Source organism: Nocardia sp. NBC_01388 (assembly GCF_045040085.1).
Taxonomy (GTDB): domain Bacteria; phylum Actinomycetota; class Actinomycetes; order Mycobacteriales; family Mycobacteriaceae; genus Nocardia.
Window position 1 is genome coordinate 6,381,243 of record NZ_CP109553.1, and the last position, 21,490, is coordinate 6,402,732.

26 protein-coding genes are annotated in these 21,490 nt (G+C 64.8%); 5 read left to right on the top strand and 21 right to left on the bottom strand.

Annotated features, from left to right (window positions below; all coding sequences use genetic code 11):
* Nucleotides 1-15 precede the first annotated feature (15 nt).
* Genes OG716_RS30695 through glf form a run of 4 tightly spaced genes read right to left on the bottom strand, consistent with a single transcriptional unit; the run spans nucleotide 16 to nucleotide 4,731 of the window.
* Nucleotides 16-963 (bottom strand): decaprenyl-phosphate phosphoribosyltransferase, encoded by a 948-nt coding sequence (locus OG716_RS30695; protein ID WP_405133984.1) that lies wholly within the window; start codon nucleotides 961-963, stop codon nucleotides 16-18.
* Nucleotides 964-992: 29 nt separating this feature from the next.
* Entirely contained in the window at nucleotides 993-1,571 is a 579-nt protein-coding gene (locus OG716_RS30700; protein WP_405133985.1) for a phosphatase PAP2 family protein, read from the bottom strand.
* Nucleotides 1,568-3,511 (bottom strand): glycosyltransferase, encoded by a 1,944-nt coding sequence (locus OG716_RS30705; RefSeq protein WP_405140028.1) that lies wholly within the window; start codon nucleotides 3,509-3,511, stop codon nucleotides 1,568-1,570. Before OG716_RS30705 ends, OG716_RS30700 begins: the two co-directional genes overlap by 4 nt.
* A gap of 23 nt (nucleotides 3,512-3,534) precedes the next feature.
* Entirely contained in the window at nucleotides 3,535-4,731 is a 1,197-nt protein-coding gene (gene glf, locus OG716_RS30710) for a UDP-galactopyranose mutase (protein ID WP_405133986.1), read from the bottom strand.
* Between the two features lie 272 nt (nucleotides 4,732-5,003).
* Here glf and OG716_RS30715 point away from each other — a divergent pair, with 272 nt between their 5' ends.
* A complete protein-coding gene (locus OG716_RS30715) occupies nucleotides 5,004-6,230 on the top strand; it encodes a hypothetical protein (protein WP_405133987.1) in 1,227 nt (408 codons plus the stop codon).
* A gap of 95 nt (nucleotides 6,231-6,325) precedes the next feature.
* On the opposite strand, the gene OG716_RS30720 is transcribed toward OG716_RS30715, so the two are convergent.
* Genes OG716_RS30720 through OG716_RS30730 form a run of 3 tightly spaced genes read right to left on the bottom strand, consistent with a single transcriptional unit; the run spans nucleotide 6,326 to nucleotide 7,652 of the window.
* On the bottom strand, nucleotides 6,326-6,589 hold the full coding sequence (locus tag OG716_RS30720) for a type II toxin-antitoxin system RelE/ParE family toxin (protein ID WP_405133988.1): 264 nt from the start codon (nucleotides 6,587-6,589) through the stop codon (nucleotides 6,326-6,328).
* Nucleotides 6,586-6,855: a type II toxin-antitoxin system Phd/YefM family antitoxin gene (locus OG716_RS30725; protein ID WP_405133989.1), complete on the bottom strand. Its 270-nt coding sequence runs from the start codon at nucleotides 6,853-6,855 to the stop codon at nucleotides 6,586-6,588. Before OG716_RS30725 ends, OG716_RS30720 begins: the two co-directional genes overlap by 4 nt.
* A 41-nt stretch (nucleotides 6,856-6,896) precedes the next feature.
* The gene (locus OG716_RS30730) at nucleotides 6,897-7,652 is read right to left on the bottom strand and encodes a MerR family transcriptional regulator (protein ID WP_405133990.1); all 756 of its coding nucleotides are present in this window, start codon (nucleotides 7,650-7,652) and stop codon (nucleotides 6,897-6,899) included.
* A gap of 258 nt (nucleotides 7,653-7,910) precedes the next feature.
* On the opposite strand from OG716_RS30730, the gene OG716_RS30735 reads away from it, so the two are divergent.
* Nucleotides 7,911-8,642 (top strand): S1 family peptidase, encoded by a 732-nt coding sequence (locus OG716_RS30735; RefSeq protein WP_355125516.1) that lies wholly within the window; start codon nucleotides 7,911-7,913, stop codon nucleotides 8,640-8,642.
* Nucleotides 8,643-8,747: 105 nt separating this feature from the next.
* Here the strand turns inward: OG716_RS30735 and OG716_RS30740 are convergent, their stop codons facing one another.
* Nucleotides 8,748-9,386 carry an NAD(P)-dependent oxidoreductase gene (locus OG716_RS30740; protein WP_405133991.1) on the bottom strand — a complete coding sequence of 213 codons (639 nt, stop codon included), beginning with the start codon at nucleotides 9,384-9,386 and terminating at the stop codon, nucleotides 8,748-8,750.
* Nucleotides 9,387-9,492: 106 nt separating this feature from the next.
* Entirely contained in the window at nucleotides 9,493-10,419 is a 927-nt protein-coding gene (locus OG716_RS30745; RefSeq protein WP_405133992.1) for an EamA family transporter, read from the bottom strand.
* Nucleotides 10,420-10,520: 101 nt separating this feature from the next.
* Between OG716_RS30745 and OG716_RS30750 the strand changes: the two genes are divergently transcribed.
* The 3 genes from OG716_RS30750 (at nucleotide 10,521) to OG716_RS30760 (ending at nucleotide 12,308) form a co-directional block, all read left to right on the top strand.
* Nucleotides 10,521-11,021 carry a MarR family winged helix-turn-helix transcriptional regulator gene (locus OG716_RS30750; RefSeq protein WP_405133993.1) on the top strand — a complete coding sequence of 167 codons (501 nt, stop codon included), beginning with the start codon at nucleotides 10,521-10,523 and terminating at the stop codon, nucleotides 11,019-11,021.
* Between the two features lie 92 nt (nucleotides 11,022-11,113).
* Nucleotides 11,114-11,398: a hypothetical protein gene (locus tag OG716_RS30755; protein ID WP_405133994.1), complete on the top strand. Its 285-nt coding sequence runs from the start codon at nucleotides 11,114-11,116 to the stop codon at nucleotides 11,396-11,398.
* 175 nt (nucleotides 11,399-11,573) lie between these two features.
* Nucleotides 11,574-12,308, top strand: a complete 735-nt coding sequence (locus OG716_RS30760; protein ID WP_405133995.1) for a helix-turn-helix domain-containing protein — start codon at nucleotides 11,574-11,576, stop codon at nucleotides 12,306-12,308.
* Nucleotides 12,309-12,348: 40 nt separating this feature from the next.
* Here the strand turns inward: OG716_RS30760 and OG716_RS30765 are convergent, their stop codons facing one another.
* The 12 genes from OG716_RS30765 to OG716_RS30820 all read right to left on the bottom strand — a co-directional run bounded on the left by OG716_RS30765 (nucleotide 12,349) and on the right by OG716_RS30820 (nucleotide 21,487).
* Nucleotides 12,349-12,966, bottom strand: coding sequence for a hypothetical protein (locus tag OG716_RS30765; protein ID WP_405133996.1), 618 nt, complete (start codon nucleotides 12,964-12,966; stop codon nucleotides 12,349-12,351).
* A 433-nt stretch (nucleotides 12,967-13,399) separates the two neighbouring features.
* A complete protein-coding gene (locus OG716_RS30770; RefSeq protein WP_405133997.1) occupies nucleotides 13,400-13,762 on the bottom strand; it encodes a hypothetical protein in 363 nt (120 codons plus the stop codon).
* Nucleotides 13,763-13,844: 82 nt separating this feature from the next.
* Complete coding sequence (locus tag OG716_RS30775; RefSeq protein WP_405133998.1) at nucleotides 13,845-14,180, bottom strand: hypothetical protein; 336 nt, start codon at nucleotides 14,178-14,180, stop codon at nucleotides 13,845-13,847.
* The gene (locus OG716_RS30780) at nucleotides 14,177-14,575 is read right to left on the bottom strand and encodes a hypothetical protein (RefSeq protein ID WP_405133999.1); all 399 of its coding nucleotides are present in this window, start codon (nucleotides 14,573-14,575) and stop codon (nucleotides 14,177-14,179) included. The genes OG716_RS30775 and OG716_RS30780 overlap by 4 nt, the downstream gene beginning before the upstream one ends.
* The gene (locus OG716_RS30785) at nucleotides 14,575-14,853 is read right to left on the bottom strand and encodes a hypothetical protein (protein WP_405134000.1); all 279 of its coding nucleotides are present in this window, start codon (nucleotides 14,851-14,853) and stop codon (nucleotides 14,575-14,577) included. Before OG716_RS30785 ends, OG716_RS30780 begins: the two co-directional genes overlap by 1 nt.
* Nucleotides 14,850-15,683, bottom strand: a complete 834-nt coding sequence (locus tag OG716_RS30790) for a glycoside hydrolase family 25 protein (protein ID WP_405134001.1) — start codon at nucleotides 15,681-15,683, stop codon at nucleotides 14,850-14,852. Before OG716_RS30790 ends, OG716_RS30785 begins: the two co-directional genes overlap by 4 nt.
* Entirely contained in the window at nucleotides 15,680-15,952 is a 273-nt protein-coding gene (locus OG716_RS30795) for a hypothetical protein (RefSeq protein ID WP_405134002.1), read from the bottom strand. Before OG716_RS30795 ends, OG716_RS30790 begins: the two co-directional genes overlap by 4 nt.
* A 15-nt stretch (nucleotides 15,953-15,967) precedes the next feature.
* Nucleotides 15,968-16,564: a hypothetical protein gene (locus tag OG716_RS30800; protein ID WP_405134003.1), complete on the bottom strand. Its 597-nt coding sequence runs from the start codon at nucleotides 16,562-16,564 to the stop codon at nucleotides 15,968-15,970.
* Nucleotides 16,564-17,835, bottom strand: a complete 1,272-nt coding sequence (locus tag OG716_RS30805; protein WP_405134004.1) for a hypothetical protein — start codon at nucleotides 17,833-17,835, stop codon at nucleotides 16,564-16,566. The genes OG716_RS30800 and OG716_RS30805 overlap by 1 nt, the downstream gene beginning before the upstream one ends.
* A 14-nt stretch (nucleotides 17,836-17,849) precedes the next feature.
* Nucleotides 17,850-19,361: a hypothetical protein gene (locus OG716_RS30810; protein ID WP_405134005.1), complete on the bottom strand. Its 1,512-nt coding sequence runs from the start codon at nucleotides 19,359-19,361 to the stop codon at nucleotides 17,850-17,852.
* Entirely contained in the window at nucleotides 19,358-19,789 is a 432-nt protein-coding gene (locus tag OG716_RS30815) for a DUF2744 domain-containing protein (protein WP_405134006.1), read from the bottom strand. Before OG716_RS30815 ends, OG716_RS30810 begins: the two co-directional genes overlap by 4 nt.
* A gap of 21 nt (nucleotides 19,790-19,810) precedes the next feature.
* Nucleotides 19,811-21,487, bottom strand: coding sequence for a phage tail protein (locus OG716_RS30820; protein WP_405134007.1), 1,677 nt, complete (start codon nucleotides 21,485-21,487; stop codon nucleotides 19,811-19,813).
* Nucleotides 21,488-21,490: the final 3 nt, after the last annotated feature.

The window sequence follows — 21,490 nt, forward strand, 5'->3', positions numbered from 1 at the left end:
TCTCCCTCTACCACGTCAGGTGAGATAGACAGCGACACCTACCGCTCCGATCCAGGCTATTGCGAGGAACTGGAGGATCCGGTCCCCCAGGGCGATCTCTTCGGGTTCACCGGCTTCACCGCCGTCGACGTCCACCGCGTAGCGCAGCACCGCGATGGTGAAGGGCACCATCGAGATCGCGAACCAGTCGGTGTCCTTGATCCGGCCCTGTTCGAACGCCCACAGCCCATAGAAGACCACCACCGCGGTGGCCGAGAGGGTCCAGACGAAACGCAGGTAGGTGGCCGTGTAGTACTGCAGCGACTTGCGAATCTTGGCGCCGGTGTCGAGCGCGATCTTCAACTCGGCGTAGCGCTTTCCGGCCGCCATGAACAGCGAGCCGAAAGCCATGATGAGCAGGAACCACTGGGACAGCTTGATATCGGCGGCAGCACCGCCGGCGACCGCACGCAGCAGGAAGCCGGAGGAGACGATGCAGATATCGAGCACGGCCTGGTGCTTGAGGCCGAAGCAGTAGGCCAGCTGGATGCCGATGTACACGGCCATCACCACGGCCAGATGCCAGGACGCCACGAACGAGAGGGTGATCGACACCACCAGCAGTACGACCGACAGCATGTAGGCGAGATTCACCGGAACCACGCCGGCGGCGATCGGCCGGTAACGCTTGGTCGGGTGGGCCCGGTCGGCCTCCACATCCAGAGCGTCATTGACCAGGTAGATGCCCGAGGCCGCTAGGCAGAACGCCACGAAGGCGATGCCCACGTGCCCGAGCACCTGCATGTCGTTGACCACGAGATGCCCAGCCGCGTCCTTGCCCGCGGCCAGCGGCGCCGCCAGCACCAGCACGTTCTTGACCCACTGGCGTGGGCGCACGGCCTTCACCAGACCACCCATCAGGGTCTTCGGCGGGCCCTTGGTGACACCTTCGTCCAGGTCAACGCCGGTCGGCTCTTCGCTCATGTCAACAACGGCTCTTTCTTCCTGCGCGGTCACTTCGCGAGTCTCTTTTCGGCGGCAAGCACAACAGCGGCTGATGCGGCGCCCAGCGCGGAACCGGCGAGCACGTCGGATGGGTAGTGAACCCCGAGGACGACCCGGGAAAGCAGCATCGGCGGGACGAGCACCGCGGGCAAGGGTAACCCGGTGAGCCTGCCGAGCAACACCGCCGCCGCCGTCGTGGAGGTCGCATGCGAGGACGGGAAACTGAGCTTGCCCGGTGTCGACACGTTGACCTGCACCGATGGATCATTCGGGCGCGGTCGGCGGACGATTCTCTTGATCACGACGGAGGCGGCGTGCGCCCCGAACGCGCCGACCGCGACCCCGGCCCACTCCCGGCGGCGCGGTTTGTCGACGAGCGCTCCCACCGCGGCGATGCCGACCCAGCCGAGTGAATGATCGCCGAAATGCGACATTCCGCGAGCGACCTTGACCACGGCCGGATTCCGGCCGATGGTGCCCTGCACCAGATTGAGGATCTTCACCTCGGCCGGCGGGGTGGTCACGGCGGTCTCGGGGACGACGTGCAATCCACGATCAGGCTCGGTGGCCGACTGACTGGCGGTCATTTGCTCTCATTCCCAGAGTCGCTCGTGATCCCGACGGTGCTTATTCCAAACGTGTTCTCCCACGCGGCCTTGCTCGTGAGATGTGAATGCGCCGCACGATACTGCTCGCGCACCTCGGGGAATCGCTCGGCCAGCTCCCTGCGCAACCGCAGCGCCTCACGGAAGAGTTCGGCGGCCTTGCGCGGATCCCGCTTGCGGTAGACCACACCGCGGCCGTCGGCGGTGGTGACGGTGACGCCGTCCACCTGTGACAGCAGGTACCAGCGGGCATCCAGCGTCGGCACATTCAGCTGCGGGACGTCGTGGTGCTTGGTGTTGGCCTTGCGGAAGTTGTGCACCACACCCCTGCCGAGCCGCGCGATCTTCGAGAGCGGGTTCGACGGTTCGCCGACCGCGCCCACCTCGGCGTGGCTGGGCAGCGGCAGTTCGGTGGAGGACGGCAGCACCACGGCGTCCGGGAACTGTTTGCGCATGGCGTGCACCTTGCCGAGCGCGGTCGGCAGCAGCTCGAAGAGCTCGTCCGGTCCGGCCAGGTAGTCGCGAATGGCCTCGTTCTGGATGGCCACCGTCGAATACTCCAGGCAGAGCAGGTGTTTCAGCGTCGCCTTGATGGTGTTGACCACCATGGGCCGGCCGTCGTTGGGCAGGTGCAGGGAGGCGACCACCAGGCGGTTGCGCAGGTGGAAGTACGCCTGCCAGTCGATGGCGTCGTCCTTGTCGCTCCAGGCCATGTGCCAGACGGCCGCACCCGGCAGGGTGACGGTCGGATAGCCGTGATCCCTTGCGCGCAAACCATATTCGACGTCGTCCCACTTGAGGAACAGCGGCAGCGGCTGCCCGATCTCCTCGGCCACCTGACGCGGGATGACGCAGGTCCACCAGCCGTTGAAGTCCACATCGATGCGACGGTGCAGCAGCTTGGAGTTGTCGCGGTCGCTGAGCGGATTCTTCGAGAAGTCGTGGTCGTACTCGACATTCGCGGGCGCGGTCCACATGAAGATGGAGCGGTCCACGATCTCGCCCATGGTGTGCAGATGCGAGCGCTCCTGCAGATTCAGCATCTGACCACCGGTGAGGATGGGCGATTTGGCGAAGCGCGAGAACGCGAGTGCGCGCAGGATGCTGTCGGGTTCGATCTCGATGTCATCGTCCATGTAGACGATGAACTCGGCATCGGTCGTCTTCAGCGCCTCGTACATGACCCGGCTGTATCCACCGGACCCACCCAGATTGGGCTGGTTGTGGATGGCCAGGCGATCACCCAGCGGCAGTGCGGCTTCGGCGAAGCCCGGCTCGTCCACGACCTTGCGAGTGCCCTGGTCGGGGATGATGACGGCCTTGATCTTCTCCAGCACCAGCGGGTCGCTACCCAGGGCGGTAATGGTTTTCACCGCATCGGCAGGGCGGTTGAAGGTCGGCATGCCGATGGCGATGCTGCCCTCACCCGGCGCCTCGATCGGCGCGTACCAGCCGCCGCTGCGCAGCTGCACCGCGCTGTCGGTGGTGATGTCGAACCAGATCCAGCCGCCGTCCTCGAACGGGCCCAGATCCACCTCGAACTCGACCAGAGTGTCCTGTGCCTCGCCCGGCGCACTGAACTCGTTGCCCTGCACGTGAATTCGCGAGCCGTCGGCCTTGGACCGGTACACGTCCACGCGCCCGTGGCCGGCGAGTTCCAGCCGCAGCACCATCGACTGCAATACGCTCCAGCGCCGCCAGTAGCTGGCCGGGACCGCATTGAAGTAGGTGCAGAACGACACCTCGGACTCCGCGCCGATGGACAGCGAGGTGCGCGAGGTGGCGTGCGCGCGTTTGGCGTTGGTATCGGACTCCTCGAGGTACAGCTTGCGTACGTCGAGGGGTTCGCCCGGCCGGGGCAGGATGATGCGCTGCAGGAGGGACTTGGCGCGGGTCGCTCCGTGAGACTCTTCTGGCGTCATGTCTTCCAGCGTGGCTTGTGCGGTCATTCGGCGGTGTCCACCAGCGCGGCGCCGGACTCCAGGTGCGGGCGCAGCACATTGTCGAACATGCTGAGCGCGGCGCCGATGGCCATATGCATGTCCAGGTACTGGTAGGTGCCGAGGCGGCCACCGAAAAGGACCTTGGCCGAAGCGGTTTCGGCCTTGGCGAGCTCGCGGTAGGCGAGCAGCTTGGCGCGGTCGTCGGGGGTGTTGACGGGGTAGTACGGTTCGTCGCCGGTCTGAGCGAAGCGGGAGAACTCGCGCATGATGACGGTCTTGTCGTTCGGGTAGTCGCGCTCGGGGTGGAAGTGGCGCGGCTCGATGATGCGGGTGTAGGGCGCGTCCGCGTCGTTGTAGTTCATGACCGAGGTGCCCTGGAAGTCACCGGTTTCCAAGACCTCGGTCTCGAAATCGATGGTGCGCCATCCGAGTTCGCCCTCGCTGTAATCGAAATAGGCGTCCAGCGGGCCGGTGTAGATGACGGGCGCGTCCGGGTTCTGCGCCCGGAGCTCATCGCGGACGTCGAACCAGTCGGTGTCGACACGGACCTCGATGAGCTCGCTCTCGGCCATCTTGGTCAGCCACGCGGTGTACCCGTCCTTGGGCAGACCCTCGTAGGTGTCATTGAAGTACCGATTGTCGAAGTTGTAGCGCACCGGCAGGCGGGTGATATTGCCTGCGGGCAGCTCCCGTGGGTCGGTCTGCCACTGCTTTGCGGTGTAGTCACGGATGAACGCCTCGTAGAGCGGGCGGCCGATCAGGGACACCGCCTTCTCCTCGAGATTGGCAGCGTCCTTGGTGTCGATCTCGGCGGACTGCTCGGCAATCAGCGCGCGTGCTTCCTCCGGCGTGAAGTAGCGGCCGAAGAACTGGGAGATGAGGCCGAGTCCCATGGGGAACTGGTAGGCCTGACCCTTATGCAGCGCGTAGACGCGGTGCTGGTAGTTGGTGAATTCGGTGAACTGGTTCACGTAGTCCCACACCCGTTTGTTCGAGGTGTGGAAAAGGTGAGCACCGTACTTGTGGATTTCGATGCCGGTCTCTGGCTCCGCCTCCGAGTACGCGTTACCACCGAGGTGGTAGCGGCGGTCGACCACCAGGACCCGCTTACCCAGCAGGTTGGCGGTGCGTTCGGCGATGGTCAGCCCGAAGAAGCCGGAGCCGACGACGATGAGATCGAAGGGGGATGCGACGGTCACGGGAGCCCAGCGTAGTGGAAGAAGATATCGGCGCGCGTGGGCTCCGGTAGGTGGGATTTTCGGGGGTCCAGGTTACGGACGGAACCGGCGGTCGTCATCCCCCGTGCGAGGGAGCTGTCGTCCAGGATTTCGCTCAGCGTTAACCAAACAGGGGACAGACCCGTAATCAGAACTGTATTCCATAACGCAACGAGCTGAACATACGTCCAGATCGCTGCCGTGCGCAGTTATGCGGCCGTGCCTCCCCGCCGACCGGAAGACGACCTCCCACCATGCGGTTAACCCATTTCGCGCCCCTCGTGGGCGCACTCACGCTCGCGGCGGTGCTCAGCACCGTCGCCCTCATTCCCACCGCAGCCCCTGCGCACGCCGACGAAAGCACCCTCGCCAGTACCCAGGTAGCCGACCCGGCCGGCCTATGTGGCAACGGCGCGGCAACCTTCGACGACATTGTCACCAATGCCGCGACCGCCGTTCGCACGGTTGTTCCGGCAGGTCAGCAGGCCGCGTTCGATCAGCAGGTCAACGATTTCCGCCAGACCATCGCGCAGGTCCACGTGCACCGGCGCGGACTGCCGATCGATCCGACAGGGCAGGGCGACCGGCTCGAATTCCTCGACGACCCGATCGTGTCCTACCTGGTCAACGACCTGGATGCGATCCGCACCGGCCGCATCGACCAGACCGTCTCGCTGTCCACGATCACCGTGTCCGATGTGGTCGAGGTGTTCATTCTCGGCACCCGCATCGTGAAGATCCCGACGCAGTTGGCCTTCAGCCTCATCCCGACCGCCGGTTTCATTCTCAAGCCGATCGTCGGCGCGATGTTCAACGGCGTGAAGTCACTGGCCCGTTCCATCCAGGCGCAGCTGGCCCGCACCTGCACCGCCCCCACCGCATACGCGAAGCTGCAATTGGAGCCGCTGCCGGACGAGCATGTGGCGGTGCCGCAGCCGCTCGTGGATCTGGCGAACCAGCTGACCAAGGCCGACGGCACCTGCACCCCGCTGGCCGAACTCAAGACCTCCGACCTGGTCGAGCGCACCCGCAACTTCCTCACCCGCACCGCCGGGCTCCCGGTCGATCCGGCCGCCGTCAATGCGAATGCCGATGCGCTGCAAGGCTTCCTGCATGACAACAGAGTCGCGCACTCGGTGCTGATGCGCCGTATCGAACAGCTCGGCCCCCTGGTGAACGCGTTGGACTACGGCCCGCTCACGTTCCTGGCCAACCTGGGCTTCGACATCTACGAGGGCAAGGGCCTGGACACGGTTCCGCTGTCGGATGTGAAGGTGGAGAACGCCTTCGACATGATCACCCTGACCCTGGACACCGCCAGCCTCCTCATGACCGCGGGCAACATCATCGCCGGCTTCACCGGCGTGGCCTCCACCATCACCACCCCCCTGACCATGGCCCAGACCCTCGCCTTCGCCCCGACCACCTACGGCATGCCGATCCTCCGCGGCGTCATGCAATCCATGTGCGGCGCAGCCTGATTCGATAGCCCACACGCCAACGGCCCGAGCTTGAAGCTCGGGCCGTTCTGCGTTGCCAATCGATGAAGCCGGCCACCATCTGATGGCATCCCGGATCACCGGTCGTAGATGTCACGCCGATGCCCCACATGCACTACCAGGATCACGACGCGACCGTCCTCGATCCGATATATCAACCGGTAGTCGCCCACCCGGAGTCGATAGCCTTCCCGCCCAACAAGTTTTCGCACATCAGCGGTGGTGGAGTAGGGGTCGTCACCGAGCTTCGATAATTCGGTGAGGATGCGCAGAGCTTGCGGCTGCGGAATCGCCCGCAGCGCCCGCGCCGCCGAGGGCAGGAACTCGAAGCCGTATTTCACCCTGCTTCCCGCTCCCCGAACATGTCGGCGATCAGTTCGGCCATCGCCACGCGCGGCTGATCCTTTTCCGCCTCCCATGCCTCATCCGCCCTGCGGGCAAGCAGCTCGTCCTCTGCGTCCTCGATCGTCTTGAATACGTCGATCGGCACCAATGCCGCGGCCGGGTGCCCGTCGCGAGTAATGACCGTGTACTCCCCCGCTTCGGCCGCATCCAAGCGTGCCGACAGGGTTTCGCGTAGCTGGCGGACATTGATCGTGTCGGTCATAGTCGAAGTGTACACCTTGATGTGTACACATCGACATTGATTTACAGCCGGGTGTCGGCGTACGCGTTCATGGCGTCGCGAACGAACTCGGTGGTGCCGACACCGTGCTTGTCGTAGTTGGCCGCGAAGCGCGGGTCGGCGACGTACATTTCGCCGAGGTTCTTGAAATACTGCGCAGGCGGGCATGTGCCCTGCCAGCCGAGCGTCACCCAGTCGTAGTGGCGCTGGACGATGGCCTGCACCTCGTCGGCGCCGACCGCGAGTCCGGCGGCGTGTGCTCGGCCGTAGTCGGCGGCGATATCGAGGTGGGCCTGGAAGTGGGCCTTCTTATCGGCCTCGCTCATGGTGCGCCACCAGCGGTCGCCGCTGTCCCAGGCGTCCTTTCCCCATCTTTCGATGACCTCGTCTTTGTACTGACTGTTGTCGAATCCGTCGAAAACCTCATCGGCCATGAGTGATTCACCCGCTTCCGTCTTGTGCAATGTGGTGTGCACCGAGGCGATCTGCCGCGCGATCCGGTCCTGCTCGTGTTTCAGCAATTCCAGATGTGTGCGCAGGGCGGCGGCGGTGTCCTTTTGTCCCGCAAGAACTTCGGCGATGGCCGGGAGGCCCAGACCGAGTTCGCGCAGCAGAAGGATGCGCTGCAGCCGTACGAGCGAGTTCTGGTCGTAATAGCGGTAACCGTTGCCGCCGATCCGGGTGGGCGCCAGCAGCCCGAGCTCACCGTAATGCCGCAGCGTGCGGCTGGTGGTTCCGGCGGCTTTGGCCAGGTCCTGGATCGACCATTCGGTTGCCACGTTCGGTCCTTTCCCGCTTTGTTCGACCTCGATGAATTCAGCATGCAAGTTGACGTAGCGTCAAGGTCAAGGCTTATTCATTATGCGCTGGTCGTCGCGCGCGCAGCTGGTCGCCCGGACCGGCGAATGGGTCATCGAATCCGTCACTGGTCAATCGACTTGCTTCGGTGCGACAGCCCGTGACACGATCCACACGCGCGTTGGCGGAACCGGCTTTCAGCGCGCCGCTCGATTCTTTTCCGGGGGATGGGGAACACCATGTTCGTTACGGGCCGCGCCCGAGTTCTGTCCTGGGCGGCCGTTGTCGCGACTGCCCTGAGTTCCACCTTCCTGCTCACCGGAACCGCAGACGCGGCGCCCGTGGTGACACTCGGTGGCGGCTCGGGCATCTACGTCGAACAGCTCGACGATCCGACAACTCTCGCCGATTGCACGCTCACCACCATCGGCTACGACCGCGACGGCAAGCTGGTCGGCATTACCGCCGGGCACTGCGGCGAGGTCGGCGCGCGCATTGCCGCCGAGTACACGCACAGCGGCGGCATCGGCGTGATCGCCAACAAGAGCGCCGGAAACGACTGGTCCGTCATCGATTTCGATGCCAGCCGGGTCGCTCCGACCAAGCAGGTCGCGCAATCGGTGATCAACAGCATCGGGGCGCCGCCGAATATCGGTGATATGGCGTGCAAGAACGGCCGCACCACCGGTTACACCTGTGGACCGGTGTGGGAGACCAACCGCAATTGGTTCCGCAGCCAGGTGTGCGCCAATCACGGTGACTCCGGCGCGCCGGTGATCCTGGGCGATCGCCTGGTCGGAATGGTCGTCGCCGGTACGGATTTCGACGCCGGGCCGATCGATATCCAGTTGCCGGCCTGCACCGGCGCCGGGGATCTGATCCACGCGCCGGAGCTGTCCACGACCATGACGATGGTGCTGGCGGATATCGACCGGCACGGTGGCGTGGGTGCGGGGTTCCACCCGTTCTGAACCTCACTTTGACCTGAAAGTGGCGCGGGCTCCGGAGTTTTCGGAGCCCGCGCCACTTTTCGTTCGGCGTGGGTCTCGATCCGCCGGATGCGGCGAATCGAGCGGTCAGTAGGCAGCGGTGAAACGGGCCCGGTGATGCTTGGGTTGCTCCGCCTCGTCGAGCAGCACGATGGCGAGGTCCTCCATCGAAATGGCGGAATTGCCTTCATGATCGGCGAGAAGTTCGTCGGTGCCGAGCCGGAAAACGCCGGTGCGCACGCCCGGCTCCAGCAGCGTGGCCGGGCTGAGATAGGCCCAGTCGACCGCGTGCTCGGACTCCTGGAACACCGCCAGCTGTTGATTGCAGGCATCGGCGATCGGCAGGAGCTCGGCGGGGAAGCCCGGTTGCTCGCTGAGTATCGCGCCGGTGCCCGGAACGAGGAAGCTGCCCGCGCCGCCGACCACCAGCAGCCGAATCTCACTGTCCGCCAATGCTTCCAATAGTGCGGCAGCAACCTGGGCGAGCTCATGCTCTTGGCCTGGCGCCGGTCGCGTCGCACTGATCACGAGATCGCTTCCCGCGACCGCGGCCGCGACTTGATCGGCATCCGAGGCATCGGCCGCGCGCACCTCCACGGTGTCGGGCAGTCCGCGAACCCGGCTCGGGTCACGCGAGATTGCTCGCACGTCATGTCCGCGCCACAGGGCTTCGGTGATCACCCGGCTGCCGACGTCGCCCGTTGCTCCGAAAACGGTGATACGCATGGCTTCTGGTCTCCTTCGAGGAATGGCGAACGCTGCTGCCACCAAATTCGGCAGCGGATTAGTCGCAGGCCGAGCACGGGCGTCGGGGCGTCGGGTGTTGGGCGCGTCAGACCGCGGTGGACGCGGCCACCGCTGTCTCCGGCGCGGGCGCTGTCTTACGCGGCGCGGTCGCGAGCTGCCCGAGTAGTGTGCCGCCCAGGGCAATTGCCATGCCGAGCACCTGCAGCGGCGTCAGCGACTGGCCCAGCGCGGCCCAGCCGATAATGGCGGCCGACAGCGGGCTCAACAGTCCGAGGAAGGCGACCGAGGTGGCATTGGCGCGTGCCAGGCCACGGAACCAGATGGCGTAGGCCAGCGCGGTGCCGATGAGCCCGAGGTAGAGGTAACCCCCGATGGCCCGCCCGTCCAGCGCCGGCGGCGCACCCTCGATGCCGAGTGCGATCGGCACCAGCATCAGCCCGCCCGCGGTGAGCTGCCACCCCGTCATAGCAAGTGGCGTAATGCCTTCCGGCCGACCCCAGCGTTTAGTCATGATGACACCGGCCGACATGGAGGCCGCGGCACCGAGCCCGGCGATCACCCCCAGCGTGTCGAGCGCGGCGGACGCCCGCAGCACCACCAGCCCGACCCCGCCGATACCGATCACTGCCGCAAGCAGTTTCCGGACCGTCAACCGCTCATTGAGCACAATGGCCGCCAACAGCAACGCGAACAGCGGCCACGCGGAACTGAGCACCGCCGCCACGCCACCCGGCAGCCGATACGCGGCGAGGAACAGCAGCGGCATGAACGCTCCCATGTTCAGCGCGCCGAGAATGCCTGCCTTCCAGACCCATTCGCCGTGCGGCGCCTTCCGCGTGAGGGCCAGCAACAGCAGCCCCGCGGGCAGCGTCCGCATGAGCGCCGTGAACATCGGCCGATCCGGCGGCAGGAACTCGGTGGTGACGGCGTAGGTGGAACCCCACACCAGCGGCGCGAGCCCGGTCAGAGCAAGTGTCCCGGCGTATCCCCCGGAGCGGGTGCTGATGTTCATCATTAGCTCCTCATTGATAATCTCAACGTTAAGATAAAACCATGCAGATACCTCAACGTCAAGTATCTTAATGTTGAGATTATTTCCCGACAGGAGCCCGCGTGCCCGACGCCGTAGACCAGATCACCGCCGCCTGGCGAGAAGTCCGCCCCGACGTGGACGTCTCCCCCATGGAGATCGTCGCCCGCATCACCCGCCTGGCCCAAGTCCTGGACCGCGAACTGATCGCCTTCTTCCGCACCCACAACCTCGAACGCTGGGAATTCGACGTCCTGGCCACCCTCCGCCGCTCCGCCGGCGAAACCGGCCTCACCGCAGGCGCATTGAACAAGGCCGCCATGCTCACCTCCGGCGCCATCACCAACCGCATAGACCGCCTCACCACCAAGGGCCTGGTAGCCCGCATCCCCGACCCCACCGACCGCCGAGCCATCCGCGTCAACCTCACCCCCGAAGGCCGCGAACTAGTCGACCGCCTCCTCCCCCTCCACACAGCCAACGAACAACGCCTACTCGCCGCCCTGACCCCCACCGACCGCAAGCACCTACAAGCCCTCCTTCGCCACCTGGCCGAATCCCTGGGCGACACCTCCCTCACCTGAAACAGCCGAAATGATCGAAATAAATGCGACAAATCGGACAACAATAAAGGCGGCACTCCCCATTTGGGAGTGCCGCCTTTGAATTGCGCTGCGTGAGTTCAGCGTTCAGTCCGACAGACCTCACAGCCGTGCCGCAGCGAACACCGCGCGTCCGGGAGCAGGTCGAGGACTTCATGGTCGAGTGCCGCGGCGAGCAGGATCAATTCACCGAGCTCGAACGAGGCCGGCGCCGACATCCGATCAGCGATCCACCGATCGGACATCTCGAGGCGACGAGCAAGATCCGCCCTGCTCACCCCCGCTTTGGCCAGCGCCTGCCCGACCCGCCGGCCGACACACTCATCCATCCAGTCCACAAGACCGCCTTCCACCCCTAGCGCAACGGCGCCACACCCACATCGGCAGGTCGCGGCACCATTTCAGCTATTGTTCGAACATATGTTCTATTATCCGTGATAACGAGATGCGAGTTCAACAAAGTCCGGCCACACAATCCGTGGGATACCCGGATACAGACCCCAATACAATTTTCCCTGAGAAAGGTGAGAGCCGTTGTCCAACAACCCATTCGGCGACTACATTCGCCAACGCCGTCTGGACGCCCACCTCACCCGAACCGAACTCGCCAAACGAGCCAACATCTCGGCCTCCCTCATCGAGAAGGTGGAACTGGGCACCCGCCCGACGACGGTCAACACCATGCAGGTGCTGCTGAACGAGTTGGATGTGCCCTCGCTCTACCGAAAACACATCCTCGGCCTCAGCTTTCCCGGCCTCCTGGACGATCCCCGCTCCCGCGCCGGAACCCCAGAGCCCACCGCCGCCGACCTAGCCGATCTCCAAAGCCTCCCCGGCCCGGCCAGTTTCTATATCCTGCCCGCGTTCACCATCGTCGCCACCAATGCCAGCCACGAACAGACCTTCCCCGGCCTGCGCGCCGGCGCGAGCTTCGTGGAATGGATGCTCCTGAATCCCGCCGCCCACGACGTAATGGTGGAGTGGCACAAGGAGGCTCGCCGAGTCGTCCACAATCTGCGCATGCTCGCGCCGAACCCTGGAACGGACAGGCAGAGCGCGAACACCATCAGAAGGTGCCAAAAGGCCGCGGAATGGGACGAACTGTGGAACAGCGGCCCCTCCCCCGCAGGCCCGGAGAACGATCACATCCTGATCCGCAACCACCTGGACCGCCGGGTACACGAAATGAATCTGCGCATCTATTCCCCCGAGTACCCGAGCCGCCCCTGGTGGCACTGCCGCCTGGTACAGCGGGCGCCCATTGCCTGAGCGGGTATGCGAGCCGGTCTGGATCGCATACCCGCCGACGTCATGCTATTCGGACGTAGGTACTGCTACCCGCCGTGATAGTGGCGGGGTAGGAGCTTCCGAACTGATTGGTGTCTGTGACCTCGACGGTGATCAGGTCGTTGACGCTGATCTGCGTGGTTGCCGAGACCGTCGCCGGACTCGAACTGCTCGCGGTTCCGGCGGTGCCGATCAGTACGCCGTTCTTTTTCAAGCGGATGGCTATCGAATTGCCGAGCGTGCCCGTAGAAAATGCGACGCTGCTCGATACCGTCGCGGCTGTCTTCGCGCCCTGGCTGACAAGAGCATTCGAATTGACCGCGGACCCCGGGTAATTGGCGGTGTCGGGCGTCCAGCCCGTCATCTGAACCCACGAAGCTGTCGAAGTCCCGGTGCCGCTCTTCGTCATGCCGGAGGGTCGCAGCCCAACGACGGCAGGGCAACTCAGCGCTCCGGTTCCGGTCCATTGCGGAATTTGCCCGGTGACGGCGTTCTCGGCACCAGCACCGGCGAAGGCTGCAGCGACAGGGACGGGGGTGATACCGAAAGGCACCCCTGCGCCCCAGAAGGACGCGGATGCGGTGAGATGCGGTACGACCACGGCCGACAGGCTGCACGAGCCACCGAAAGCCGCATCCACGAGACGAAGCAGACCCTCGGTAGCGAACGATGCCGAGACAACCACACGGGCACCGGCGCCGGAAGCGACAGCCATGGCGCTCGAGCCGGTGCCACCGAAATTCGCCGTGCAGGGCTGCGAGAGGAGTACCGCAGCCGACAATGCGCCGAAGCCCGTACCGCTTCCCGGTTGTGCCACCGAAGCCGTGAATGCCGCGGTCAGAGTTCCTGTGCCACCGAAGTACGAGGTCAGGTAGGGGGGGATGACCGGTACCAGGGTTCCGTCGATGATCCTGATCGGTGCCGTCGGTGGCGCGACCGTAGTGGTCGGTGGCGCCGGGACAGCAGGTAGCGCTGTCGGCGCTGCGGGTGGTGTCGCAGTGATCACCTGTCCTGGTGCTGTCACGGCGCCCTCCGATTCTGTTGCGGGTGAAAGGATTCCGGACGTGCCGGGTTCAGCTGACGGTGAAGGTCGGGGTGATCAGCAGCTGACCCTGGCCGCCCATCGTGGTGGAGGAGATGGCGACCTTGTCGATGAAATCTGCCGAACCACCGGTGGCCGACTTCCACAGACCTGCGTAGACGTAAGTGTTCGCAGGCAGGTTGATCACGACCTGGGAGCCCGAGACCTGGCCGTTGGTCACTGCCCCCCAGGTGGTGGGCTGGCGCGCATAGGCAGGCGTTCCGCCGCTGGCTTCGTTGAGGCCGGTGGAGCCGGGGTCCGCGAAGTGGACCGACACGTAGGCGACATTGCTGCCGGCGATCCCGGCGTAAGCGTTGCAGAGGGCGGTCTTGGTGGCGTTGACGGCAATGGTCATGACAACTCCTTCAGAGATGGTGGATGTTCGTCGACGCACGATGGCGCGACTGTTGCTGCGACAGAATGTCGTTCGCTGTCCGCTAGGTGCGGAGGACAACGCCCTCGTACCAGGCGTATGTGACAGCCGGTGTGAAGGGATAGGTGACCAGCATGGTGTAGCGCGTGTTCGCCGGAATGGCGTCGGCGGTCACGTTCGGCACGGTCCAGGTTGCCGTGGTCGTGGTGACCGTGGCGGACCATGTATCCAGCACCGCGCCGCCGGAGGCGGTGAAGACGATCTTCACGGTGGTGCCCGTGGGGAACAAGACTCCGCCGGAGGGCTGAATGGTCTGTACGAAGCTCGCACCTGTGGTCAGTTTGAGGGGTTCGATCGTCGGCTGATATCCCAGAAATCCGGGATCTGCGGGTGCGGTCATGTCTCCTTACCTTTCTTGATGTGTTGGACCTCGGCCATCAACTCCGGTGACAGGTGCAGCTCGGGGACGCGGCTGGCGCGCGCGGCCTCTATGACGCCGCGCAACACCACCAGCGCCTCCCGGAAAAGCACTGTGACCCTGTCTAATTCACGGATCGATGCTTCCTGTGCGACCTCTACCGCATCCAGGCGATGGGTGACGGCCCGCAGTTCCTGCGACACCCGGGCGAGCGTGGCCAGCGCGATGTCGTTGACATCCTTGGCCACTGCCACCTCGTTGCGCAGGTTCTCCGCGGGCGCTCGAATTCGGGTGCGCAGCCAGGCGAAGAACGCGGAAGCACCGGTGCCGCCGAGGAAGGTCGCGGCGCTGAGCACCGTGGTCTCGACGAGTGGCATCAGGCGGCTCCGGCCCCCGCGAGCTGGGGATGTTCGATATCCGAGACGAGCTCGCTACACGCGTCCGCAGCTGCGGCGAATGCGGACTCGTTCTTGACGATCCACACATTGGCGCTGCGCAGGATTTCGAGGGCCGAAAGCACTGCCGCCCCATAACCGGCCACTCCCGCGGGAGCGTACTGGAACAGCACCGCCGCCACGGCGAGCCCATTGATCACTCCGCCGATGGCGGAAACCACTGTCTTCGCATTGCGGGCAACCACGTCACCGGCACTCACGAAGCCGCTTTCGGTAGCTCGGTACGGACTTCGCTGCCGAGCTTGGCGACGGCGTCGACCAGAGTCAAATTCTTACCCTCCGGGTTCAGGCCCAACTGGGGCCATCCCTGGCCGTCCGGACCGAGCAGCTGCCCCCAAATGTCCTGGACCTTCTGATACAGGTCGGCTTGCTGAGAGTCGTTCAGTGCCATGAGATCTCCCTGAGTGGTAGGTGGCGTCATCCCGAGCAGGTGACGTAGATCGTCGACACTGCCGCGAAATGCGTTGGCGTCGACGGTGTGTCCGGCGACCAGAGCGGCGTCGGTGAACTGCAGCAGATCGACGGCCTTGCCGCCGAAACCGTTCCAGTTCGGCGAGATGTCACCCGGATACAGATCGGCGGCGCACCCGGTGCCGCCGACATAGCTGGACTGGATCAACCCCGGTACCTGAGACAGGTCCGGGCTGCCGATCTGCAGCCAGTACCAGCGTGGAATGTACGAGAGATCGATTCGCCTGCCGCGCTTGTTCACCGCGTTCACGAACGCCCAAAATATGTTCATACCACCGGAATTGGCCTCGAAGTCGATCATCGCGGCAGCATCGCCGAGGCGGTCGACGAACAGCTCCGCCTGGGCATCGGGATCGCAGTCGCCGCGCAGATAGTGGTAGCCAGCGACGACAAGACCGTTCGCGTGCGCAGTATCGCGATAGCCGGGCCAGGTCGCGTCGACGAAGTCGACTCCCTCGGACACCTTCGCGAACACGAACGAAAAGCCTTCTCGGACTACCTCGGCCAGATCGATGTCCGAACCGTTGTTGTTCGAGATATCGATGCCGAAGATGGTCATCCCCGCACCACCTGATAGCCGGCCAATTCCAGGGCCGCTTCCGGAGTGGGATCCGCATGCACGAACGAGCCGGGCAACCGAGTCAGCGTGATCGCCGACCCGTCCATCCGGGCCGCGACGATAACCGCCTCGGCGGCCTGCTGACCGAACGCGTCCTGTGTCCAGACGATCACGTGGGTGTTGCCGCACAGCGGTTCCGACAGTGCGTAGTGCTGGGCAGGGCCGGCGAAGCCACTCGGCGAAATAGATGTCTGCGTCGCTGTTTTCATGTGTTTGTGCCTTCTTTACGAGAACAGATAATGGATGACCGTGGCTACACCGGCGGCGCCCGTCGCACCGGAACCGCCCCCGCCTGCGGGATATCCCCCAGGCTTACCGGAGCTTCCGCCGCCACCGGACTGCAGGACCTGCCAGAAGGCAGGATTGCCGGTGTCAGCGGGAACCAACCCGGACGAGCCGCCGCCCGCGCCGGACCCGGCTCCACCGCCGCCCCCGGTCAGCAGCGAGATGACATCACCGGAAACCGACTCGCCCGGGTTACCGTTCGTTCCGCCGGACCCACCGCGCTGAAAGCTGGTACCGCCGCCGGCACCGCCGTTGTTTGCGCTCAGACCGCCCACAGCGGTCAGCAGTGCCCCGAAACTGGTTGCGCCACCATCATTTCCGACGGTTCCCGGCTGTCCGATCGTCACCTGTACAGGTCCGGTCAACATTGCGGCGGGAACGCGGCGGGCGGATACGACGGCTTGTCCGCCACCACCACCGCCGTTGGCACCGCCGCCACCACCGGCGCCGCGCAGAATCAGATCGATGGCGAACAGCTTCGGCGGCGGTGACCAGACGCCCGATGTCGTGAACACCACCAGGTTGGTCACGAACATCAGCTGGTCCGCTCGATAACGTAAGCGATTCCGGCACCGCCGTTTCCGGCGTAGCCGGCGGCGGTGGCATTACCACCGCCGCCGCCACCGCCACCGGCGGGAAACGCGCCATTGCCCCCGGAGTCGGAACCGGTCAGGGCACCGCCGCCACCGCCGCCGCCGGTCGCGACGATGGACGATGGCGCGGTCCCGGTCTGGCCTGGTGACCCGGCCGCGCCTCCGGGCGAAATACCGCCCTGGCCACCGTTTCCGCCCTGGCCACCGGTAAAGCCCGCGCCGCCACCGCCTCCGCCACCACCTCCGTAGAGCGCATACGCCGAGATGGAATTGCCGCCGTTGCCCGCGCTCGGGTAGACATCGCCGATACCAGCGGGCCCGCCGTGTCCACCGGTCCCACCGGGAATCATCCCGGTTCCGGCCACACCACCCGGCCCGGAGGTGCCCTGTGCCACTCCACCGCCCTGGCCGCCGCCCGCGGCCAGCCAGGGTCCGAAAGATGTTGCCGCACCGGGGAAGCCCCACTGCCCACCGGGCGCTCCGGCGGCGCCGCCCGGACCCACGGTGATGGCGATCGGCAGGAAATTGCCGTTGCCGTCGGTGGGGAGCAATGACGCCGGGATCGAGGTGTGCACTTCGCCACCGCCACCGCCACCGCCGCCCGCACTTCGGCCCGCGCCCGCCAAATTCCACATTCCACCGGCGCCACCGCCACCGGCGCCGATGAGGATGATGTCGATCGACAGGATGCCTTTGGACGGTGTGTAGTTCTGCGGGGTGGTGAAGACAATCGCGTTGCCCTGCAGCAGGATCTGCTGAAATCGCGTCTGCAGAGCGGTCATGGCGGGCAGCACATCGGAGGGGTTGGACGACGCGGTTCCGGTGATGGGTCCGGTAATACCCTTCGAGATCGCGCCGACGCCCGCCACCGCCTGCTGCGCCTGGGCGTCGAGGTTGCTCGCCCATCCGTCCAGGAACGCGAACGGCTCGACGCCCAGCACGTCGATCCCCGCAAGTGCCCGGCACAATCCGGCGAGCATCTCGTCGATCGCGCCGCCGACGTAGTTGTTGAGGCTGGCGCTGGACCGCTGCGCGAGACTGTTGACCGCACCCGACGTCATCGCCTGGAATGTCTGATGCGTGTAGTTCTGAACGGTATTCGGATCATTACTGAATGCGGCGGACCGGCCGTCAGTGAGCCCCGCGAGGCCGTTGGAGCCTTCCGTGGGCAGTTGGAACGATCCGGTGGGCACGGATCTATCGGGTGATGTCATCGCGGCTCCTCAGATCATGCGCCGCTGACCAGCGCACCTTCGAAATAGGTAATGAATCCACCGCCGTAACCTTGAATCTGGCCGCTACCGGAGCCGGAGCCGACAACCCCTGGCTGGATCTGGTCTCCGACCTGGCAATAGATCAGGTTCGACGCGGTAGCGACCACGGTCGTCGAGTTGACCGCCGCACCGATTCGAGCCATGGTTTGCGTCCCACCCGCCGGAGTGAGCAGGAAGCCCACGGCGCCTTCGGTCGGGTACGTCGAAACGAATTCGCAGGCGAAGGACAGGGCATACCAGCCCGCCTTTTGAATCTGAATCGATCCCGCGCCGAGATCGACGAGCGTGACGTTGGCGAGCTGACGCTGGGTGTCGAAAACCTTCGACAGGGGATGGATCAGCCCGTCCGAGGAATTCGGATAGCCAACCGGCGTATTGGAACCCATGAAAAGCGACCATCCTGTGCCGAGAGTTGTCGGCTGGCTGGTGTCAGTGGCATTGAAACTGCCTGCGGCCCAACCGATCGAGACGTTGCCCCAGCCGTCGACATTCTGCTTGCTGATCAAGCCGACACTGCGGTTCGGCTTCCCGACTGTCGCCTGTCCCAGCAGATCGGAGTGTGACACCACGCCGGTGCCATTGATCGATCCGATATAGGTATTCCCCGATGCCGCCAATGTCACTGTGGCGCCGACCTGCAATGTGACGGGGGCGGTGCCCCAGTCGGTGAAAGTCCATGTGCCCGTTGCAGCGTTCCAGGTGCCGTATCCGAGGTCGGCCGAGCTCTGATACACCAGAAAGTACACGAAGCTACTCATGTCGCCGGCCGCCCGCACGATCAATCCGGTATACGTCTGACTGTTCGGATCGGTCCATGTGGCCACGGTGGTGGCCTGGTGGTCGTCGGTGGCCATGACGGCTTGGTTGAGCGCGTACCGGCGACCTGTCACCGCACCACTGGACGGGGAAGCGAGGTACACGTCACCTTTCTTGTCGGTCGCCCAGGGGGCAGTTGCGGTCTCACCGCCCAGGTTCCACGCTGGACCGAGACTGCCCGACAGGTCGGGGGGAAACGACGGCAGACTCACCACGTTGCCGCCTGTCGACGACTGCTGCTGTTGCGTCTGAAGCGTCGTGATGGCGGAGTTCGCCGCCGCCTGGGCGGTCGATGCCGTGGATATTGCCTGCTTCGCCTGTGCGTCAAGGTCATTCGCCCATCCGTCCAGGAAGGCGAAGGGCTCGATACCCAGCACGTCGATCCCCGCCAGTGCCCGGCACAGCCCGGCCAGCATCTCATCGATCGCCGACCCGACGAAGCTGTTCAGACTGGTGCTCGATCGCTGCGCGAGATTGTTGACCGCCCCGCTGGTCATGGCCTGGAACGTTTGGTTCGTGTAGTTCTGAACGGCATTCGGATCACTGCTGAACGCCGCGGTCCGGCCGTCGGTGAGCCCCGCCAGGCCGTTGGACCCGTCGGTGGAGAGCTCGAAGGATCCCGTGGGTGCGGCCTTATCGGGTGAGGTCATTGCGGCGGCGCCTCGGCCTGCACCACCGATGCTGCGGCCGGCGCCGCCTCGATCTCGTTGCGGCGCACCAGATGATCGAGATCACCGTGGTGGTGCAGCTGTTCGACGAGATCGGCCCGCTCATGTGGCGTCAGCACCGTGACATCCGGTGCGGTGATCCGGGCCGGCCGGGGGGTGCCCTTGGGCTTCCATTGCCCGGACCCGTTCAGCCAATGGTGATGGCCGCGGACCGGCGGATGGTATTCCTTGGTCTGTGCTTCGGGATCATGCCGAAATCCCAAGTCCCACAGGTGCTGTGACCACTGGCGCAACACCATGGGGTGCACGATCATCGGTGCGTGTTTCGGGCCGGGCAACCCCACCAGAGCCCAGGCGAACGCTTCGTCCGGTTTGGTGGGGTCACATTCATGCTGTTGTGGAATGGACATCCGATTCCCTCTCCGATCGACTTAGCTGAACGTGATGTTGGTGTTGATGTCGTGGATCGTCGATTTGATGTCGTCGATCTTCCGCATGGCCTTGACCAGCGGCTCTTCCACTTCCTGATTGGTGCCGATGGTGATCTGCCAGGCCGGGGTGGTGCCGCGCTGCCAGGCGAGGTCCAACTGGGTGATCCGGTCGACGAAGATCTCGCCGGCAGGCATGCCGTTGACGGTGCTGCCGACCCGATCACCGAGGAAGAAATGGCCCTGGCCTTGATCGCCGATGTAATAGGGCTGACCGTCAGCGACGGTCAACTCGTGGGTGAAGAAGGATCTCGTCGCCCACATCGCGGCGCTCAACGAGGTGAGCGAGCTCAGGCTGTATGCCTCATCGGCACCATCCTGGAAGCGTTCGTAGTAGTGCGACCAGCCGGCCTCGGAGGCCCGGACCGCATCCTTGTAGGACACCCAGGCCAGCAGCGTGTCCTTGAATCCCGGATAGACGAAGTCCCTGGCGAACTGCGAGCCCAGCGCCACCGTGTCGATCGCGATTCCGAGCCCGGCGGTGACCGCCGCGGCGAGCATGCCGATGGCCGCGCCCGCCGCCTCGAGGGCCGCTTCCACCCCTTGGTTGACCATATCGGGTGAGTGACCACCGGTGAGGATCTGCACATCGGTGAAGGGCGTGATGGTGAAGGCCGAAGTCTGCACGCCGGTGTGCAGTTCGGGCCGGTAGATCACCCAGGGGGCATTGGGCAGGGTGCCCAGCCAGCCCGGATTCTGGTATGCGGCAGGGTTGTTCGGGTCCGGCAGCGTATTCGCGGTCTGCTCTAGCATGTCGTTGGCATAGACCTCGGCCGTGTAGACCAAGCCGTCGAGGACGCTGCCGCCCTGGCTGGTGCCGCTGCTGAAACCGCTCTTGTCGACGATGTCGACCACGAGCGCGCCACTGCGCAGGTTCGCGCCCGGCCACGGAGGCGGGTCACCGACCAGCCAGCGCCGGGTGGTGATCATCAACTCCGCGGTGTCGAGGGTGTCCTTGGCCAGATCGTGGAACATCTTGAACCGAGAATCGAGCACGGTCCAGATCGATGAATCCGCGAGCACATTCTCCGGTGCGACCACGATCGACCAGTTCGACTGATCGAGATTGAACCACTGGCCGATATCCAGTGGATCGTCCGGCAACGCCCACAGCGACATCTCCAGCCGCATGACGTTGAGGAACAACGCCAGCTTGAGCATCGAGATCGACGGACCCGCGAGCACGAAGTTCTGTGGGATCTGAATCGCGGCCGGTAGAAACGGATTCGACCAGATGCAGATGTGTTTCAGCTCTTCGTAGGAGTGCAGGAAGGTCAACTCCACCGTGGTGACGCCGTGCTCATCCTGTTTGATGACGGCCTGCGACATCCGGCCGTCCCACCGTGCGCCGTCCTTGTCGATGGTGATATGGACGTTCTGCGTCGACCTGGACTGTGAGACAGCCCAATTCGCTAAGTAGTACTCGAACGGCAGCACGAGCACACCCGTGCCGGTTTCATTGAGCAGCCAGGTGAACTGACCGCTGATCTCCGCCCCACAGATCCCGCGCAGCTGCCAATTGCCGTCCCACAGCCGGATGAGCGGGGGCATCGCACGACGGGCCTTACGCTCCGCCCGCGCCGACTGCGCCTTCGTATAGATACCCGGCAGATCGTTCACCGT

What these genes read in the sequence shown, in the direction of transcription:
- OG716_RS30770 (WP_405133997.1), bottom strand. Translation starts at nt 13,762, where the DNA reads ATGACCATTGCCGTCAACGCCACCAAGACCGCCCTCTGCAACGCTTAC.
- OG716_RS30810 (WP_405134005.1), bottom strand. Translation starts at nt 19,361, where the DNA reads ATGACCTCACCCGATAAGGCCGCACCCACGGGATCCTTCGAGCTCTCC.
- OG716_RS30715 (WP_405133987.1), top strand. Translation starts at nt 5,004, where the DNA reads ATGCGGTTAACCCATTTCGCGCCCCTCGTGGGCGCACTCACGCTCGCG.
- OG716_RS30705 (WP_405140028.1), bottom strand. Translation starts at nt 3,511, where the DNA reads ATGACGCCAGAAGAGTCTCACGGAGCGACCCGCGCCAAGTCCCTCCTG.
- OG716_RS30780 (WP_405133999.1), bottom strand. Translation starts at nt 14,575, where the DNA reads ATGCCACTCGTCGAGACCACGGTGCTCAGCGCCGCGACCTTCCTCGGC.
- OG716_RS30790 (WP_405134001.1), bottom strand. Translation starts at nt 15,683, where the DNA reads ATGACCATCTTCGGCATCGATATCTCGAACAACAACGGTTCGGACATC.
- OG716_RS30800 (WP_405134003.1), bottom strand. Translation starts at nt 16,564, where the DNA reads ATGTTCGTGACCAACCTGGTGGTGTTCACGACATCGGGCGTCTGGTCA.
- OG716_RS30805 (WP_405134004.1), bottom strand. Translation starts at nt 17,835, where the DNA reads ATGACATCACCCGATAGATCCGTGCCCACCGGATCGTTCCAACTGCCC.
- OG716_RS30740 (WP_405133991.1), bottom strand. Translation starts at nt 9,386, where the DNA reads ATGCGTATCACCGTTTTCGGAGCAACGGGCGACGTCGGCAGCCGGGTG.
- OG716_RS30745 (WP_405133992.1), bottom strand. Translation starts at nt 10,419, where the DNA reads ATGAACATCAGCACCCGCTCCGGGGGATACGCCGGGACACTTGCTCTG.
- OG716_RS30725 (WP_405133989.1), bottom strand. Translation starts at nt 6,855, where the DNA reads ATGACCGACACGATCAATGTCCGCCAGCTACGCGAAACCCTGTCGGCA.
- OG716_RS30775 (WP_405133998.1), bottom strand. Translation starts at nt 14,180, where the DNA reads ATGACCGCACCCGCAGATCCCGGATTTCTGGGATATCAGCCGACGATC.
- OG716_RS30700 (WP_405133985.1), bottom strand. Translation starts at nt 1,571, where the DNA reads ATGACCGCCAGTCAGTCGGCCACCGAGCCTGATCGTGGATTGCACGTC.
- OG716_RS30815 (WP_405134006.1), bottom strand. Translation starts at nt 19,789, where the DNA reads ATGTCCATTCCACAACAGCATGAATGTGACCCCACCAAACCGGACGAA.
- OG716_RS30795 (WP_405134002.1), bottom strand. Translation starts at nt 15,952, where the DNA reads ATGAAAACAGCGACGCAGACATCTATTTCGCCGAGTGGCTTCGCCGGC.
- OG716_RS30695 (WP_405133984.1), bottom strand. Translation starts at nt 963, where the DNA reads ATGAGCGAAGAGCCGACCGGCGTTGACCTGGACGAAGGTGTCACCAAG.
- OG716_RS30735 (WP_355125516.1), top strand. Translation starts at nt 7,911, where the DNA reads ATGTTCGTTACGGGCCGCGCCCGAGTTCTGTCCTGGGCGGCCGTTGTC.